At 74.5% G+C, this 16864-nt stretch carries 18 protein-coding genes; 7 read left to right on the top strand and 11 right to left on the bottom strand.

The features are described 5' to 3' along the window. The first annotated feature begins 217 nt into the window (after positions 1–217). Entirely contained in the window at positions 218–2374 is a 2157-nt protein-coding gene (locus ACN27D_RS27035) for an elongation factor G-like protein EF-G2 (RefSeq protein WP_421500321.1), read from the top strand. 282 nt (positions 2375–2656) lie between these two features. On the opposite strand, the gene ACN27D_RS27030 is transcribed toward ACN27D_RS27035, so the two are convergent. From ACN27D_RS27030 to thrS, 4 genes are all read right to left on the bottom strand, one after another. After that, on the bottom strand, positions 2657–3715 hold the full coding sequence (locus tag ACN27D_RS27030) for an aldo/keto reductase (protein WP_252448576.1): 1059 nt from the start codon (positions 3713–3715) through the stop codon (positions 2657–2659). A 211-nt stretch (positions 3716–3926) separates the two neighbouring features. Then, complete coding sequence (locus tag ACN27D_RS27025) at positions 3927–4565, bottom strand: CG0192-related protein (protein WP_421500320.1); 639 nt, start codon at positions 4563–4565, stop codon at positions 3927–3929. 32 nt (positions 4566–4597) lie between these two features. After that, the gene (locus ACN27D_RS27020) at positions 4598–5158 is read right to left on the bottom strand and encodes an HIT family protein (protein ID WP_043325006.1); all 561 of its coding nucleotides are present in this window, start codon (positions 5156–5158) and stop codon (positions 4598–4600) included. A gap of 75 nt (positions 5159–5233) precedes the next feature. Continuing rightward, the gene (gene thrS, locus ACN27D_RS27015) at positions 5234–7252 is read right to left on the bottom strand and encodes a threonine--tRNA ligase (protein WP_421500319.1); all 2019 of its coding nucleotides are present in this window, start codon (positions 7250–7252) and stop codon (positions 5234–5236) included. 203 nt (positions 7253–7455) lie between these two features. On the opposite strand from thrS, the gene ACN27D_RS27010 reads away from it, so the two are divergent. Then, positions 7456–8403 carry a YcnI family protein gene (locus tag ACN27D_RS27010; protein WP_421500318.1) on the top strand — a complete coding sequence of 316 codons (948 nt, stop codon included), beginning with the start codon at positions 7456–7458 and terminating at the stop codon, positions 8401–8403. A gap of 110 nt (positions 8404–8513) precedes the next feature. On the opposite strand, the gene ACN27D_RS27005 is transcribed toward ACN27D_RS27010, so the two are convergent. Further along, positions 8514–9440 (bottom strand): ADP-ribosylglycohydrolase family protein, encoded by a 927-nt coding sequence (locus ACN27D_RS27005; protein ID WP_121685401.1) that lies wholly within the window; start codon positions 9438–9440, stop codon positions 8514–8516. Positions 9441–9513: 73 nt separating this feature from the next. On the opposite strand from ACN27D_RS27005, the gene ACN27D_RS27000 reads away from it, so the two are divergent. From ACN27D_RS27000 to ACN27D_RS26990, 3 genes are all read left to right on the top strand, one after another. Continuing rightward, positions 9514–10203, top strand: coding sequence for a response regulator transcription factor (locus tag ACN27D_RS27000; protein ID WP_013285422.1), 690 nt, complete (start codon positions 9514–9516; stop codon positions 10201–10203). Positions 10204–10232: 29 nt separating this feature from the next. Continuing rightward, positions 10233–11624, top strand: a complete 1392-nt coding sequence (locus ACN27D_RS26995) for a HAMP domain-containing sensor histidine kinase (protein ID WP_199733242.1) — start codon at positions 10233–10235, stop codon at positions 11622–11624. 228 nt (positions 11625–11852) lie between these two features. Continuing rightward, positions 11853–12128: a hypothetical protein gene (locus ACN27D_RS26990; RefSeq protein WP_162958996.1), complete on the top strand. Its 276-nt coding sequence runs from the start codon at positions 11853–11855 to the stop codon at positions 12126–12128. Here ACN27D_RS26990 and ACN27D_RS26985 read toward each other — a convergent pair. Then, a complete protein-coding gene (locus tag ACN27D_RS26985; protein ID WP_120570582.1) occupies positions 12085–13110 on the bottom strand; it encodes an adenosine deaminase in 1026 nt (341 codons plus the stop codon). The two genes, ACN27D_RS26990 and ACN27D_RS26985, sit on opposite strands and share 44 nt — an antisense overlap. Then, positions 13107–13898 carry a trans-aconitate 2-methyltransferase gene (locus ACN27D_RS26980; protein ID WP_120570583.1) on the bottom strand — a complete coding sequence of 264 codons (792 nt, stop codon included), beginning with the start codon at positions 13896–13898 and terminating at the stop codon, positions 13107–13109. Before ACN27D_RS26980 ends, ACN27D_RS26985 begins: the two co-directional genes overlap by 4 nt. 84 nt (positions 13899–13982) lie before the next feature. On the opposite strand from ACN27D_RS26980, the gene ACN27D_RS26975 reads away from it, so the two are divergent. Both ACN27D_RS26975 and ACN27D_RS26970 read left to right on the top strand, forming a co-directional pair. After that, on the top strand, positions 13983–14966 hold the full coding sequence (locus ACN27D_RS26975) for an aldo/keto reductase (RefSeq protein WP_120570584.1): 984 nt from the start codon (positions 13983–13985) through the stop codon (positions 14964–14966). Positions 14967–15048: 82 nt separating this feature from the next. After that, positions 15049–15240, top strand: a complete 192-nt coding sequence (locus ACN27D_RS26970; RefSeq protein ID WP_120570585.1) for a hypothetical protein — start codon at positions 15049–15051, stop codon at positions 15238–15240. 82 nt (positions 15241–15322) lie between these two features. Here ACN27D_RS26970 and ACN27D_RS26965 read toward each other — a convergent pair whose 3' ends face one another. The 4 genes from ACN27D_RS26965 to ACN27D_RS26950 all read right to left on the bottom strand — a co-directional run bounded on the left by ACN27D_RS26965 (position 15323) and on the right by ACN27D_RS26950 (position 16856). Then, complete coding sequence (locus tag ACN27D_RS26965) at positions 15323–15526, bottom strand: cold-shock protein (protein ID WP_007075740.1); 204 nt, start codon at positions 15524–15526, stop codon at positions 15323–15325. A 288-nt stretch (positions 15527–15814) separates the two neighbouring features. Next, positions 15815–16087: a DUF4235 domain-containing protein gene (locus ACN27D_RS26960; RefSeq protein ID WP_120570586.1), complete on the bottom strand. Its 273-nt coding sequence runs from the start codon at positions 16085–16087 to the stop codon at positions 15815–15817. Then, on the bottom strand, positions 16084–16425 hold the full coding sequence (locus tag ACN27D_RS26955) for a DUF3618 domain-containing protein (protein WP_013285415.1): 342 nt from the start codon (positions 16423–16425) through the stop codon (positions 16084–16086). The genes ACN27D_RS26960 and ACN27D_RS26955 overlap by 4 nt, the downstream gene beginning before the upstream one ends. Continuing rightward, positions 16422–16856 (bottom strand): phage holin family protein, encoded by a 435-nt coding sequence (locus tag ACN27D_RS26950; protein ID WP_013285414.1) that lies wholly within the window; start codon positions 16854–16856, stop codon positions 16422–16424. The genes ACN27D_RS26955 and ACN27D_RS26950 overlap by 4 nt, the downstream gene beginning before the upstream one ends. Positions 16857–16864 lie beyond the last annotated feature (8 nt).

Here is a 16864-nt window from a genome sequence, read left to right as displayed (position 1 = left end):
ACACAGCCGGGCGTACGACCCGCCCGGCGGCCCTTGTGCGGGCACCCCTGCGGGTGTGAGATCGAGCCAGGAGGTGAGCCAGTTCACCGGATCACCGGTCCGCGTTCCCGTCCAGCAGGAGATCACCGGAAGATATCGCCGCGGCGCCCGTCCCGGGTCCGCTCCCCCGTCGCCCGCGGCGGTCGCCACCACCACCGGTTGAGGGAGGTGCGCCGCGATGGCGCAGAAGAATGAGAAGGGTGTCACCGGCGGCGCGCCGGTGGTGACCGAGCCCGGCAGGGTTCGCAACGTGGTGCTCGTCGGGCACTCCGGTGCCGGCAAGACGACGCTCGTCGAGGCGCTGCTGGCCGCCAGTGGCACGATCGGCCGGGCCGGCGCCGTCACCGAGGGCACCACCGTCTGCGACCACGACCCCGCCGCCGTACGCCAGCAGCGTTCGGTGAGCCTGGCGTGCGCCCCGCTGGTGCACCGCGACGTCAAGGTCAACCTGCTGGACACCCCGGGATACGGCGACTTCGTCGGCGAGCTGCGCGCCGGGCTGCGCGCCGCCGACGCGGCCCTGTTCGTGGTCTCCGCCGTCGACGGCATGGACGCCGCCACCGCCGCCCTCTGGGAGGAGTGCGCCGCCGTCGACATGCCCCGGGCGGTGGCCGTCTCCCGGCTGGACCACCCGCGCGCCGACTTCGACGAGGCCGTGGCGCTGTGCCAGCGGGTCTTCGGCGACAACGTGCTCCCGCTCTACCTGCCCATGCTCGGCGACGACGGCGAGTCGGTGGCCGGGCTGATGGGGCTGATCACCCGCCGGGTGTACGACTACTCCGGCGGGCTGCCCGCGGCGGTACGTGAGCCGGACCCGCAGCACCTGCCGGCCATCCAGGAGTCCCGCGACGAGCTGATCGAGGGGATCATCGCGGAGAGCGAGGACGAGACCCTGATGGACCGCTACCTCGGCGGTGAGGAGATCGACCCCGAGGTGCTGATCACCGACCTGGAGACGGCTGTCGCCCGCGGCCACTTCTACCCGGTGGTGCCGGTCTGCGCGGAGACCGGCGTCGGCCTGGACGCGCTGCTCGACGGCCTGGTCGCGGCGTTCCCGTCGCCGCTGGAGCACGACCTGCCCGCGGTGACCGGCGTGGACGGCTCGCCCCGCCCGCCGCTGACCTGCGACCCGGACGGCCCGCTCGTCGCCGAGGTGGTCAAGACGACAGTCGACCGGCACGTCGGGCGGGTCTCGCTGGTGCGCGTCTTCTCCGGCACGCTCCGCCCCGACCAGGTGATCCACGTGTCCGGCCACGGCATGGCCGAGCGCGGCCACCCGGACCACGACGCCGACGAGCGGGTCGGTCACGTCTACAGCCCGCTCGGCGCGACGCTGCGCGAGGTGCCCGCCTGCGTCGCCGGTGACCTGTGCGCGATCACCAAGTCGGGCAGCGCCGAGACCGGCGACACCATCTCGGCCAAGGACGACCCGCTGCTCATCGCGCCCTGGGAGATGCCGGAGCCGCTGCTGCCGGTGGCGATCGTGGCGCGCAGCCGGGCCGACGAGGACGCGCTGGCCCGCAACCTGTCCCGGCTGGTCGCCGGCGACCCGACGCTGCGGCTCGAACGCAACGCGGAGACCCACCAGCTGGTGCTCTGGTGCATGGGCGAGGCGCACGCCGACGTGGTGCTCGACCGGCTGCGCGGCGGCGGCGTCGAGCTGGACACCGAGCCGGTCCGGGTGCCGCTGCGCGAGACGTTCACCGCCGCCGCGCGCGGGCACGGCCGGCACGTCAAGCAGTCCGGCGGCCACGGTCAGTACGCGGTCTGCGACATCGAGGTGGAGCCGCTGCCCCGGGGCGCCGGCTTCGAGTTCGTCGACCGGGTGGTCGGCGGCGCGGTCCCGCACAACTACATCCCGTCGGTGGAGAAGGGCGTCCGGGCGCAGATGGAACGCGGCCTGGTCGCCGGCTACCCGGTGGTGGACCTGCGGGTGACGCTCGTCGACGGAAAGGCGCACAGCGTCGACTCCTCCGACGCGGCGTTCCAGACCGCCGGCGCGCTGGCGCTGCGCGACGCCGCCGAGAAGGGCCAGCCGGCGCTGCTGGAACCGGTCGACGAGATCACCGTACGGGTGCCCGACGCGTCGGTCGGCGCGGTGATGGGCGACCTGTCCGGGCGGCGCGGCCGGGTGCTCGGCACCGAGCCGGACCCGGACGCCGAGGGCCGCACGCTGGTCCGCGCCGAGGTGCCAGCGACGGAGTTGCTGCGGTACGCCGTCGAGCTGCGCTCGATGACGGCCGGCACCGGCACGTTCCGGCGCGAGTTCGCCCGCCACGAGCCCATGCCGGCCCACTTGGCCGACCAGGCCCGCAAGGAGTCCACAACCCGCTGACCCGCCCTCCCTCCCCTGGCCCCCTCGCCCCCGCGATCTTGCACTTGCGGCCCCCACAAGGTGGGCGTTTCGGTCACCCCAAGGGCCGCAACTGCAAGATCGACGCCGAGAGGGCGGCGAGGGCGGGCTAGGGCGAGGGCGGGTAGATCTTGGTAGGAAAGTGCCCCTATGAGGGCCCTTTCCTACCAAGATCTCTGGGCATCTCAGTCGGCGGAAGGCGCGTCTCGCTGAGCGGGAGCACTGCCGGGACGAGGGCCGAGCTAAGGGTGGGGCGGCCTTCGGTCAGGGGCGGACGGCGGGGACGGGGGGCATCGGCCAGTGGGGGCGGTCGGCGTCGCGGAGGGCCGCCGAACGTACCGCCGCCAACTGCCGCTCCACCTCGGCGAAGTGGTCCGGGGCGAGCGGGCCCCGGGCCAGCGCGGCCGCGTTCTCCTCGACCTGCGCGACCGTCCGGGCGCCGGGGATCGGCACGGCCCGGTCGCTGCGCGCCCAGATCCACCCGATCGCCCCCTGCGCGAGGGTGCGCCCGTCGGCGGTGAGCGCGTCGCGCACGGCGGCGACCCGGCGCAGCCACTCCGGGGCGGGCCGGCCGCTGCGGAACCACTCCAGCCAGGTCGGCCCGAGTCCGCGTACGTCGTCGCGGGGCAGCGTCGACTCCGGCGTGTACTTGCCGGTGAGCAGACCCATCCCGAGCGGCCCCCGGGCCAGGCTGGCCAGGTCGTGCTTGTCGCAGGCGTCGAGCATGGCCGGGGCGTCCCGGAGCACCGACAGCGCGTGCTGCACGGCGGCGGCGCCGCGGGCGACCTGGGCGAAGGCGGCAGCCCGGTCGGCCCGGTCGGTGCTCCACCCGTACGACCGGATCAGGCCGGCGCCGACCAGGTCGTCGAGCGTGCCGACGAGCGCCTCGGCCCGGGGCAGCGGCAGGTCGCCGAGGTGCAGTTGGTAGAGGTCGATGCGGTCGGTGCCCAGCCGTCGCAGCGAGTCGGTCACGGCCCGGCGCAGGTGGTGCGGGGAGGCGTTCTCCCCGGTGGCCTGCCGGGTGCGCTCGTCGAACGTGTAGCCGAACTTCGTGGCGATCACCGCCTCGTCGCGCCGGCCGGCGAGCGCCCGCCCGAGCACCCGCTCGCCGTGCCCGGCGCCGTACGTGTCGGCGGTGTCGAACAGCGTGACGCCCAGGTCGAGTGCGCGGCGGACGGCGCGTACCGACTCGTCGTCGTCGACCCGGCCCCAGCCCAGCGGCCGGGCGCCCTCGGCCCACGGGCCGCCGATCGCCCAGCACCCCATGCCGAGGGCGCTCACCTCGATGCCGCTGCGCCCCAACTGTCGTGTGTCGACTGCCACCGCCGCATCCTGTCACCTTCCCGGCGAGCGCGGGCCGGTTCGTAGCCCACGAGTCCGGCCACGGTCACGCCCCGTGACGCCGATCGGGATCAGGCGTGGTGGGGCGGAATTCGTCCCGGCCGGAGGGACGACCGGCCCGGCCCGCGCCGTCGGCCGGGCCGTCCGGGTGCCGGGCGCCCGGGCCGCCGGGCCGCTGCCTCAACGCGGTCCGTCAGCGGGCGTGGGCCAGCAGCACCGGCTCGTCCTGGCCCGGCCACGCGCCGGTGAGCCCGCCCGCCGCCGGCACGTCGGCCGGGACGGGCCGCCGGACCACCGCCAGTTCGACGTCCCCCACCCGGACCACCGTCACGCCGCCGTCGACCGGGCCAGCCGGAGCCGAAGCCGCTGACACCGGACCGGCCGGGACCGGACGGCCGGTGCGGCTCCCCGTCAGCGTCATGCTCGCCGGGCGCACCTCGCGCTTCCCGTCGACCTCGAAGTACTCCTCGGCCTGACCGGCGTCGGCGAGCAGGGCGGCGGCCAGCAGCGGCGGGTACACCGGGTCGCCGCAGGCGTCGTACACCCAGCGGCGGCCGAGCACCGAGTGCTCGACGAGGCCCACGAAGAAGTCGTCCGCCCCGTCCAGCGGCGCGCCCCGGTAGGTCAGCGGCACCTGGAGCACCGGGCCGTCACCGGCGCGCACGAGCAGCGTCTCGACGCCGACCTCACCGGCCGGGTCGTCGAACCGGTACGCCGCGACGCGGGTGACCTCCGCGCCCGCCTCGCCGGCGAACCAGGACCGGCCGGGCAGCCAGGGTACGAGCAGCTCCAGTTTCGAGGGGCGCAGTTCCGCGCGGTGCAGGAGGGCCATGCGCAAGATCGTACTGTCGGAACGGGCCGCCGTCAGGCCGCCGCCCACGCCTTGGCGAGCAGTTCCCGGGTGTCGGCGAGCAGTTGCGGCAGCACCTTCGTCCGGCCGATCACCGGCATGAAGTTGGCGTCGCCGCCCCAGCGCGGCACCACGTGCTGGTGCAGGTGCGCGGCGATGCCCGCGCCGGCCACGCCGCCCTGGTTCATGCCCAGGTTGAAGCCGTGCGCGCTGGAGACGTGCCGGACCACCCGCATGGCGGCCTTGGTGAACGCGGCCAGCTCGACCGTCTCCGGCTCGTCCAGCTCGGTGTAGTCGGCCACGTGCCGGTAGGGGCAGACCAGGAGGTGGCCGGGGTTGTACGGGTAGAGGTTGAGCACCGCGAAGACGTGTTCACCCCGGGCCACCACCAGGCTCTCCTCGGCCGGCAGCCCGGGTGCCAGGCAGAACGGGCAGCCGGCCGGCTTCTCGTAGCCGCCCTCGGGCCGGTCCTCGCCGGAGATGTAGGTCATCCGGTGCGGCGTCCAGAGCCGGTCCAGCCCGTCCGCCAGACCGTTGTCGCCGCCGTACCCGGTGTCCCGCTCCGCCCCTGTCACACAGGCGATCCTACGATCCGGGCCGGACCGCCGCCGAACCGCGCCGCCGCCCGGGCGGCGCGGTCGGCGGACCGCCTACTCGGCGGCGGTGGCGGTGGGGCCGGCGTTGGTGCGCGACTCCACCACCTCACGGACGTGCGCCACCGCCTCGTCGATCGGTACGCCGTTGCGCTGCGAGCCGTCCCGGTAGCGGAACGAGACGGTGCCGGCGGCCACGTCGTCGTCACCGGCGATCACCATGAACGGGATCTTCTGCTGCTGCGCGTTGCGGATCTTCTTCTGCATCCGGTCGTCGCCCAGGTCGACCTCGGCCCGGATGCCGTGCCGGCGCAGCGTCGCGGCGAAGTCGACCAGGTAGTCGCCGTGCTCGTCGCGGATCGGGATGCCGACCACCTGCACCGGCGCCAGCCAGGCCGGGAACGCGCCCGCGTAGTGCTCGGTGAGCACGCCGATGAACCGCTCGATCGACCCGAACTTGGCGCAGTGGATCATCACCGGCTGCTGCCGGGTGCCGTCGGCGGCCTGGTACTCCAGCCCGAAGCCCTTGGGCTGGTTGAAGTCGTACTGGATGGTCGACATCTGCCAGGTACGGCCGATCGCGTCCTTGGCCTGCACCGAGATCTTCGGGCCGTAGAACGCCGCGCCGCCCGGGTCCGGCACCAGGTCCAGGCCGGTCTCCAGCGCGCACTGCTCCAGCACGGCGGTGGCGGTCGCCCAGTCGGAGTCGGAGCCGACGAACTTGTCCGGCCGGGAGTCGTCGCGGGTCGACAGCTCCAGGTAGAAGTCGTCGATGCCGAAGTCGCGCAGCAGGCTGAGCACGAAGCCGAGCAGGTGCTTGATCTCGGCCGGCGCCTGCTCCTGCGTGCAGTAGGAGTGCGAGTCGTCCTGGGTGAAGCCGCGCACCCGGGTCAGGCCGTGGATGACGCCCGACTTCTCGTACCGGTAGACCGACCCGAACTCGAACAGCCGCAGCGGGAGCTGCCGGTAGGACCGCCCGCGCGACCGGTAGATCAGGTTGTGCATCGGGCAGTTCATGGCCTTGAGGTAGTAGTCGCTGCCCTCCATCTCCATCGGCGGGAACATCGTGTCCTTGTAGTAGGGCAGGTGTCCCGAGGTGTGGAAGAGACCTTCCTTGGAGATGTGCGGCGTGCCGACGTAGTCGAAGCCCTCCTCGATGTGGCGCGCCCGGACGTAGTCCTCCATCACGCGCTTGAGCACGCCGCCCTTGGGGTGGAAGACCGGCAGGCCGGACCCGATCTCGTCGGGGAAGCTGAACAGGTCGAGGTCCGCGCCGAGCTTGCGGTGGTCGCGGCGGGCGGCCTCCTCCAGAAGCTTCAGGTACGCCTTGAGCTCGTCCCGGGTCGGCCACGCGGTGCCGTAGACGCGCTGGAGCTGCGGGTTGCGCTCCGACCCGCGCCAGTACGCGGCGGCCGAGCGCATCAGCTTGAACGCGCCGATCAGCCGGGTGTTCGGCAGGTGCGGGCCGCGGCACAGGTCCGACCAGCAGACCTTGTCCTCGTTGGCGGCGAGGTTGTCGTAGATGGTCAGCTCGCCGCCGCCCACCTCCATCACCTCGGAGGAGTCCAGCCCCTCCCCCTTGACGTCGATCAGCTCCAGCTTGAACGGCTCGGCGGCCAGCTCGGCCCGGGCCTCGTCCAGGTCGGCGAACCGGCGGCGGCGGAACCGCTGGCCGGACTTGACGATCTCCTGCATGCGCTTCTCGAGCTTGGCCAGGTCGTCCGGCTGGAACGGCTTGTCGACGCCGAAGTCGTAGTAGAAGCCGTTCTCGATCGGCGGGCCGATGCCGAGCTTGGCGTCCGGGAAGACGTCCTGCACCGCCTGGGCCAGCACGTGGGCGGTGGAGTGGCGCAGCACGTTCAGCCCGTCCGGGCTGTCCAGGGTGACCGGCTCGACGGCGACGTCCTCGGCCGGGCGCCAGTCCAGGTCGCGGAGCTGGCCCTGCGGATCGCGGACCACCACGATCGCCTTCGGCCCGCTCATCGGCAGGCCGGCCGCGGCCACCGCGTCGGCCGCCGTGGTCCCGGCGGCGACGACGACGGGGTCGGCCACGACGGGGGTACGGGGTGCGGACACGGTGACTCCTGTCGTCGACGGTACGGAAGGGCCGGTGACCGGCCCCTGCGATGCTATCGGTCGCCCGGACCCGGACCGCCGCCGACGCCGGTGCCCGTTCCCGGCGAGTTCCGTGCCGGGTTGAACCTTTTCGCCCCGCCGCCCGAACTACCAGGTGGGGCCGGAGCCGGTGCCGACCCCAGTCGACAAGGATGGGGACGACCATGAGGATGACCCGTCAGGGCCGGTGGGCGGCTGCGTTGCTGACGGCCGTACTCGCCGGGGCGGTGGGCTGGCCGGGCGCGGCGAACGCGGCCGGGGTGACGGTCACGACCTCGCCCGCCCAGGTACGCCAGGGCGACGCGATCGAACTCGCGGTGCTGGTGCCCGCGGACAGGCCCGGCACGCGGACCACCCGGATCGAGCTGACCATGCCCGCCGACGCCCCGATCGGCGAGGTGTACCCGCTGTCGGTGCCGGACTGGGCGCCGACCATCACCACCCGCACGCTCGACCAGCCCGTCCCCGGCATGCACGCGGCCGAGCTGAACCAGGTGACCCACGCGGTGAGCTGGCTGCGGATGCCCGGCACCGGCACCGGGCCGGCCCGGCTGCCGCTGGGCATGGGACCGATGCCCGCCACCGACCGGCTCACGTTCACAGTCGTGCAGACGTACGACGACGGCACCGTCGTCCGGTGGGCGGACTCGGCGGGTGGCGCGCACCCGGCGCCGACGGTCGAGCTGCTGCCGCCGCTGCCGGGCACCGTGACGCACGACGGCGGCGCCGGTACGAACGGCGGCGCGCACGGCGGTCACGGCGCGGCGGGCGGCCCCGGCGCCGCCGGCGGGGCGCAGGGCGGTGCGGTGGGCGGCACGGCACCGGCGGCCGGTGCGGCCGACGACGGGCCGAGCGCGGACCTGCTGCTCGGCGGCGGCCTGCTCGCCGGGCTGGCCGGTGGCGCGGCGATCGGCTGGCTGCTCAGCCGCCGCCGGCGCGACACCATGACCCTCCCGCCCGACGACAGCCCTTCCCCCGACGAGCCCGCCGCCACCGGACGCCCGGACACGGACCCCCGCTCCGGCTCTCCCGAGCCGGCCCCGGCTCCCGCCGCCGACGCCCCCGCGACCGTCGAGCCCGTCCCCGCTGGTGGTGCGCGCCGGAACGCATGATCGACTCCACCTCGCCGAGGTGGCTGCATCCCTCCGCCGCCGACCCCGCCACCTCCCCGAACCGGCGCGCGTACCCACGACCAACATGGCCGGCGAGGGAGGGCGGGCGGTCAGGCGGGGTTGGGGAGCCAGGTGGGGAGCGGCTCGCGGGCGGTCAGCCAGCCCTCCGGCACACCACCCGGCGCGCCGACCCCGGTGTACGCGGCCACGATCCCGCCCACGATGGCGGCCGTGGTGTCCACGTCGCCGCCCGCCTCGACGCAGGCGCGGATCGCGGCGGGGTAGTCGTGCAGCAGCGTGGCGGCCACCCAGAGCGTGAACGGCACGGTGTCCTGCGCGGTCACCCGGGAGCCGTTGCCGAGCGCGTCGGCCGCCGCGGCGGCGGAGTGACCGAGCAGCGCGGCGGCCCGGCGTACCCCCCGGTGCACCTCACCGGCCGGGTCGAGCGCCCCGGCGACGGCGGTGAGCAACCGGGCCGGTTCGGGCCGGCCGCCGTCGAGGCGGGCGCGGGCGGCGAGCGAGGCGGCCACCGCGACAGCCACCGCACCGGCGACGCCCTCCGGGTGGGCGTGGGTCACCTCGGCCGAGGCGCGGGCCTGCTCGGCGGCGCGGCGGGTGGAGTCGGCGTGCCAGGCGCCGAGCGGCGCGACCCGCATGGCGGCGCCGTTGCCGCAGGAGCCCTGCCCGTCGAACGCGGACGCGGCGGCCACCGGCCACGGCGTGCCCGCCCGGATGAGTTCGAGCAGCTCGACCGCGCCCGCGCCGTAGCGGCGGGCCGGGTCGTAGTGCGCGGCGAAGGCGAGCGCGAGGGCGTCAGGCTCCATCCGGCCGTGCCTGGCGAGCACGTCGAGCACGGAACACGCCATCTCGGTGTCGTCGCTCCACAGCCACGGGCCCGGCGGCAAGGCATCCGGCCACGGGGCGACCGCCCCGCCGGGGACGAAGAACTGGGAACCGAGGGCGTCGCCCACCGACAGGCCGGCCAGCGCGTCGCGGGCGAGCGTGAGGCGGGTGTCGGGGAAGAGCGTGAACGTCATCGCCGTCCCAGCTTGCCCGGTTGGCCGGACCGCCGCAACGCGACCGGCTTGCCACGCCGAGTACGGTGCTGACGTGGCAACCGTCCTGCTGGTCGAAGACGACCACGTCGTGCGCGGCGCCATGCTGCGATCGCTGACCGACCGGGGGCACGCGGTGCACGCGGTCGGCACCGCGCTGGACGCGCTGCGCCGGGTCGCCGCGGAGACACCGGATCTGGTGGTGCTCGACCTCGGCCTGCCCGACCTGGACGGCTCGGACGCGCTGCGCATGCTGCGCGGCATCACCGACGTGCCGATCATCATCGCCACCGCCCGTGACGACGAGCAGTCGGTGGTACGGCTGCTGCGCGCCGGCGCGGACGACTACATGGTCAAGCCGTTCACCGGTGCGCACCTGGACGCCCGGATCACCACTGTGCTGCGCCGGGCGGGCCGGGCCAGCCGTACCGTCGCGCCGGCTGTGCACACGGTCGGCGGCCTGCGCGTCGACGTCGGCGAGCGCAGCGCCGTGCTGGACGGGGAGGCGCTGGCCCTGACCCGCAAGGAATTCGACCTGCTGGCGTATCTCGCCGCACGTCCCGGCCGGGTAGTGTCCCGGCGGGAACTCTTGGAGGAGGTATGGCGGCAGCCATCGGTCGGCGAGGACCAGACCATCGACGTTCACCTGTACTGGCTCCGCCGCAAAATGGGCGAGTCCGCGGCGAAGCCGCGCTACCTGCGCACCGTGCGGGGGGTCGGCTTCCGGCTGGTGGCGCCGGACTGAGGCTCACGCTCGCCGGGCTCACCGCCGGCCTGTGCGGCCTGATCGCGCTCGCCTTCCTCGTCCCGCTCGGGCTGACCCTCGCCGACCGGACCCGGGAGGCGGAGCTGGCCGACGCCGCGCGCCGGGCCGCGCTGGTGACCGGCGCGCTGGCGGTCAGTACGGACACCGCGACGATCGAGCGGGCGGTGGCCGCCGCGGCCGGCGACGATCCGGCCAAGCGACCGGTGGTGCACGGCATCGGCGCGGACGAGTCGGCCGGCCGCGCGAACCCGCGGGTGCTCGCCGACGCCGCCGCGCAGCGGCGTTCGGTGGTGACCGAGGTGGACGGCGGGGTGCTGCGGCTGGACCCGGTGGTGCTCGGTGACCGGGTCGCGGTGGTGGAGGTCTTCGTCCCCGACGAGGTGCTCGACTCCGGCGGCGGCGGGCGGTGGCTGCTGCTGCTCGCGATCGGCCTGGCGCTGGTCGGCGCGGCGGTCGCGGTGGTCGACCGGGTGGCGGCCCGGGCCGTGGACGCCACCGGCGACCTGGTCAAGGCGGCGCTCGCGGTGGGCGACGGCGAGCTGGGGGTACGGGTCGAGCCGACCGGCCCACGTGAGCTGGCCGAGGCCGGGCACGCGTTCAACCGGATGACCGAACGGCTGGTGGCGCTGCGCGCCGACGAGCACGAACTGGTCGCCGACCTGTCGCACCGGCTGCGTACGCCGCTGACCGCGCTGCGGCTGGACGCCGAGGCGCTGGAGTCCGACGACACGAGCATCGGCACGTTCAGCGAGGCGGAGCTGGACCGGCGGCGCGGCATCCGGCGTATCCGGCAGGCGATCGTCACGCTGGAGGGCGAGGTCGACCAGCTCATCAAGACGACCCGCAAGGCGGTCGCCCAGGAGTCGGCGCCGGCGTCGTGCGACGTGAGCGAGGTGGTCCGGGACCGGATGGTCTTCTGGTCGGCGCTGGCCGGGGACCAGAACCGGCCGCACCGGGTGGTCGGGGCGCAGTTGCGCATCCCGGCGCCGGTGCCGCGCGCCGAGCTGGCCGCCGCGCTGGACGCGGTGATCGGCAACGTGTTCCGGTACACGCCGCAGGGCACCGCGTTCGAGGTGGCGGTGAGCCGCCGGGACGGCTGGGTGGCGATCCGCATCGACGACGCCGGGCCGGGCATCGCCGACCCGGACCGGGCGTTGCGCCGGGGCGAGAGCGACAAGGGCTCCACCGGGCTCGGGCTGGACATCGCCAAGCGGGTCGCGTTGCAGGCGAACGGTTCGGTGAGCATCGACCGGGCCCGGCTCGGCGGCGCGAGCGTGGTGATGCTGCTGGCCGACCCGGACGCGGCACCCCGGCCGGTGAACCGGTTCGGGCTGGTCGGGCGGATGGCCCGGGAGGCACGCGAGCCGCGTCCGGGGCGGCGCTGGCCGCGCCCGCGCTGACCCGTGGCTGTGTACGGGCGCAAGTTCTCCTTAAAGGTGGTTTAACGACGGCCGCGAAACCGGCGTGAACTGCCAGGATCGTTGACAGAACCCATCAGTTCCGTCGGCCGGGACGCCCCGTAAGACCTTCCGGCCGACGGATCATGCGCGCGGCGGGAGTCCGGTCCCCCCACACCTCGCTCCCGTCGCGCGCGCTCTCCCGTCGATCCCGGGCGCGAGGTGACCGTCATGCCACCGGCCGTCAGTCGTCTGCTCCGCTGGGCCGCCGTCATCGGCCTGGGTATCGCGCTCACGCTCGCGGTGTGGCAGGACCCGGTGCTCGCGCACGGTCCCGTCCGGCCCGCGCCCGTCGCGCCCGGTCCCGCCGCCGCGCTCACCGCGCTGGCGCTGGCCGGGCTGATGCTGACCGTGCGGCGCCGGCCGCCCCGGATGTCCCGGCGGCCGGCGCCCGTACGGCCGCTCAGCCCGCCGCGCTCCCCAGGTACGCGTCGATCTCGGCGGTGATCCGGGCCTGCTCGGCCGGTGCCAGGAACGCCGCGGCGACGGCGTCGCGGGCCAGCGCGGCCACCCCGTCCGGGCCGAGTCGCAGCAGCCGGGCGGCCACCGCGTACTCGTCGTTGAGCGTGGTGCCGAACATCGGCGGGTCGTCGGAGTTGATGCTTACCGGCACGCCGGCCTCGACCAGCCGGGGCAGCGGGTGCGCGTCCAGGCTCGGTACGGCCCGGGTGCGCACGTTGGACGTCGGGGAGATCTCCAGCGGGATGCGCCGCTCGGCGAGGTGGGCCAGCAGCGCCGGGTCCTGCGCGGCGGAGATGCCGTGGCCGATCCGCTCGGCGCCCAGCTCGCGCAGCGCGTCCCAGATCGTCTCCGGGCCGGTGGTCTCGCCGGCGTGCGGCACCGAGCGCAGCCCGGCCGCCCGGGCCTGGTCGAACCAGGGCTTGAACTGCGGCCGGGGCACCCCGATCTCGGGGCCGCCGAGGCCGAAGCTGATCAGCCCGTCGGGTCGTTCGTCGAGCGCGATCCGCAGCGTCTGCTCGGCGGCGGGCAGGCCGGCCTCGCCGGGGATGTCGAAGCACCAGCGCAGCGCGATGCCGAAGTCGGCCTCGGCGCGCTTGCGGGCGTCCTCGATCGCCTCGCAGAACGCCGGCGCCGGGATGCCGCGGTTGACGTGCGAGTACGGCGTGACGGTCAGCTCGGCGTAGCGGACCTGCTGGCGGGCCAGCTCCCGGGCGACCTCGTGGGTGAGCAGCCAGACGTCGTCGGCGTCGCGGATCAGGTCCACCACGCTGAGGTAGACCTCGATGAAGTGGGCGAAGTCGCGGAACGCGAAGTAGTCGGCGAGCGCCTCCGGGTCGGCCGGGACGGGGCTGCGCCCCTCGTGCCGGGCGGCCAGCTCGGCGACGATCCGGGGCGAGGCCGAGCCGACGTGGTGCACGTGCAGCTCCACCTTGGGCAGTCCGGCGATGAAGGTGGGCAGGTCGGTCACGAGTTCTCCTCTGCGCGGGCGCCGGTGCGGGCCACCATGAAGATCCGGCGGAACGGGAAGTAAACCTGACCATGCCGCACCGGGTACGCCTGCGCGAGCCGTACCCCCAGCTCGGCGCGGAAGGCGGCCCAGCCGGCGGCGTCCAGCGCGGCGCGGACCGGGCGCAGCGCGGTGCCCTCCATCCAGGCCAGCACCGGGTGGTCGGCGCCGGCGGCGGGCAGCAGATGCACGTACGTAGTCTCCCAGGCGTCGACCGCGCAGCCCGCGTCGGTCAGCAGCGTGGCGTAGCCGACCGGCTCGTCGACCGGTGCCTCGCGCAGCTCTCCGGCGAGCGCGTCGCGCCACCGGTCCCCCGCGGCGACGGAGCGCAGCAGCCGGTGCGAGGGCGCGTCGAAGTTGCCGGGCACCTGGAACGCCATCCACGCGCCCGTCGGCAACGCGTGTGCCCAGCGGCGGAGCAGGTCGCGGTGTTCCGGCACCCACTGGAGCACGGCGTTGCCGACCAGCACGTCCACGTCCGGCTCCGGTCGCCAGTCGCGGACGTCGCCGACCGCGTAGGTGACCGGACCGCCCTCGGCGCCCGCCCGGTCGATCATCTCCGGGGAGGAGTCGAGGCCGGTGACCCGGCTGGCGGGCCAGCGGCCGGCGAGCGTGGCGGTGAGGGTGCCGGGGCCGCAACCGAGGTCGACCACGGCGCGCGGGTGCTCGGCGCCGACGCGGGCCAGCAGGTCGTGGAACGGCCGGGACCGCTCGTCGCCGTAGCGCAGGTAGGTGCGTGGATCCCACATGGCAGCCTCCAAACCGTACGTACGTCTTGTTAGACCGTACGGCCCGCCGCGCGCCACGGCAAGCGGCTCACTAGGCTCGACCGGGTGGAACAGCGCAGCTTCGACCGGCTCGGCCGGCACGTCGGCATCATCGGACTCGGCGCGTGGCAGCTCGGCGCGGACTGGGGCGAGGTCAGCGAGGACGACGCGCTCGCCGTGCTCGCCGCCGCCGTCGACGCGGGCGTCACCTTCCTGGACACCGCCGACGTGTACGGCGACGGCCGCAGCGAGGCGCTGATCGGCCGGTTCCTGCGCTCCCGCCCCGGGCACGGGCTCACCGTGGCGACCAAGATGGGCCGCCGGGTGGAGCAGACGCCGGAGGCGTACACGCCGGAGAACTTCCGGGCCTGGACCGACCGGTCCCGGGCCAACCTCGGCGTCGACACGCTCGACCTGGTGCAGCTGCACTGCCCGCCCACCGCCGTCTTCGCCGACGACCGGGTCTTCGACGCGCTCGACACGCTCGTCGACGAGGGCCGCGTGGCCGGGTACGGCGTCAGCGTGGAGACCTGCGACCAGGCGCTCACCGCCATCGCCCGGCCCGGTGTCGCCAGCGTGCAGATCATCCTCAACGCGGTCCGGCACAAGCCCTTGGAGCAGGTGCTGCCCGCCGCCGCAGCGGCCGGGGTCGGGATCATCGCCCGGGTGCCCCTGGCGAGCGGCCTGCTCTCCGGCCGGTACGACGAGAACACCACGTTCCCGGCGAACGACCACCGCACGTTCAACCGCCACGGCGAGTCGTTCGACGTGGGCGAGACGTTCTCCGGCGTCGACTACGACAGCGGCCTGGCCGCGGTGCGCCGGCTCGCGCCGCTGGTCGGCGACGACCGTACGATGGCGCAGTTCGCGCTGCGGTGGGTCCTCGACCAGCCCGGCGTGACTGTGGTGATCCCCGGCGCCCGCTCCCCCGAGCAGGCGCGGCGCAACGCCGAGGCGGCCGGGCAGCCGGCACTGACCGAGGTGGAGCTGGCCGCGGTGCGGGCCACCTACGACGAGCTGATCCGCCCGCAGGTGCACGACCGGTGGTGAGCCGGCCGGCCGGCGCGGCGCCGCCGGGCGCCGGCGGCGGCGGGCATGCTGGAGCGGGACTGTCGTCGTCGGAGGGGGAACGATGAGGGGTTGGTTCCGGCTCACCCTGGGCCTGCTCGCCGTGGTGCTCGGTGCGCTGTGGACGGTGCTGGGCCTCGGGTACGTCGAGGGCAGCGTCATGAGCGACCAGCGGATCTGGGCGGCGGCCGGTCCGGTGCTCGTCCTGATCGGACTGGCCGGGCTCTGGTGGGGCATGCGGGCGCGGCGCCGCTGAGGCGCCTGGCACGGTGAAGCCCCGCCTCCCGTGCGGGATGCGGGGCTTCCGGCACCGGCCGGCGCGGCCGGTGCGGTGAGACTCAGATGGGGCGGACCTGCTCGGCCTGCGGACCCTTCTGACCCTGGGCGATCTCGAACTCCACCCGCTGGTTCTCCTCCAGCGTGCGGTAGCCGCTGGTCTGGATGGCCGAGAAGTGGACGAACACGTCAGCACCCCCGCCGTCGACGGTGATGAAGCCGAAGCCCTTGTCAGCGTTGAACCACTTCACGGTTCCCTGCGCCATGTGTATCTCCTTCTAAAACTGGCGGCCGAGCACGCCGTGCGGCCGATTGGCCGTTTTCGAGCAGCGGCGCCTGAGGCGGCCCCCAATGCAGGAGACTTCTCTCAACCCACGCGTCTCTCAACAGCGTGAGACAGCAAACCACGTACGCAAAAACTTCGCACAGCCTAGCGGACGAAATTCTCCGACATGTGACCTGAAGGTCGCGCGGACGGCGCTACGCGGCCCCGCCGGAGCCATGCGAAAGGCCCCTTCCCCGCGCTCGGGAAAGGGGCCTTTCCGGCCTTTACCTCAGTCCGGCCAGCGACCGGTCAACCGGCGTACGCCCACCGCTCCGCCCCGGTCGACGGCGGCCCGCACCACCGCGAAGATGGCCCCCTGCAGGGCCGCGGCGGCGAGCACCTCGCCCCAGCGGCGGTCCTCGTCGGTCGCGCTCGGCGCCTCGCCGTCGCCCGCCGTCACCTTCCAGACCTGGCGGAAGATCGCGCCGGCGACGGTACCGGCGGCCAGGCCGAGCAGCACCCCCACCGGCCTGTACGCCGCCTTGCCGATCTTCCCGCTCACCTGCGCCTCCCTCGGACGATCACCAGCACCACCGCGGTCACCAGCGCGCCGGCCGCGATGGCCGCCCAGGGCAACGGGTTGCGCCCGACCGCCTCACCCTTCTCGTACGCCTGCGCCCGGACCAGCCGGGCCCGCTCCGCCGCCCGCCCACGCACCCGGGCCGCGGTCAGCGACGCCTGCTCACGCATCCGCGCCTTCGCCGCCTCGGCGGAGTGCCGCACCAGCGCCTTCGGATCGGCCCTGGCCGCGAGCAGCTCCATCGTCTCACCGAGCTCCACCCGGGTCCGGCGGATCTCCTCCCGGAGCGCCGCCACATCCCCGGTCCCGTTACCGGTCATGCCCGCCTCCCGTCCTTCACCGCGGCGGTGACCGTGTCGACGTCCGCCCGGACGCTGCGGACCGCCGCCTGGGGCACCGGCGGGACGGCACGGCTGACCTGCTTCTTGCCCACCAGCGCCAGGATCCCGGCGAGCAGGAACAGCGCCACCGCCACGATCAGGGCGGCCAGCCACGCCGGCATGACAAGTGCCAGCAGCAGGATCACGGTGGCGACCAGGGCACCGGCGCCGTAGAGCGCCATCACCCCGCCGCCGCCGAACAGACCGATCCCGATCCCGGCGTGCTTGCCCTTCTGGGTCAGCTCCGCACGGGCCAGGGCCAGTTCGTCCCGCACCAGGCGGGTGACCTGCTCGGTGGCGCGCTGTACCAGTTCGGCGGTGGACGGTTCGCTCCCGGTCCGCGACGTGCTGCGACTCGCGACGTCAGCCATGCTGTCCT

The organism is Micromonospora sp. WMMD1274 (genome assembly GCF_049179035.1).
GTDB classification, from domain to species: Bacteria; Actinomycetota; Actinomycetes; order Mycobacteriales; family Micromonosporaceae; genus Micromonospora; species Micromonospora tulbaghiae.
Note: the sequence above shows the minus strand (reverse complement) of the source record. Positions and strands in the feature narration are given on the sequence as shown.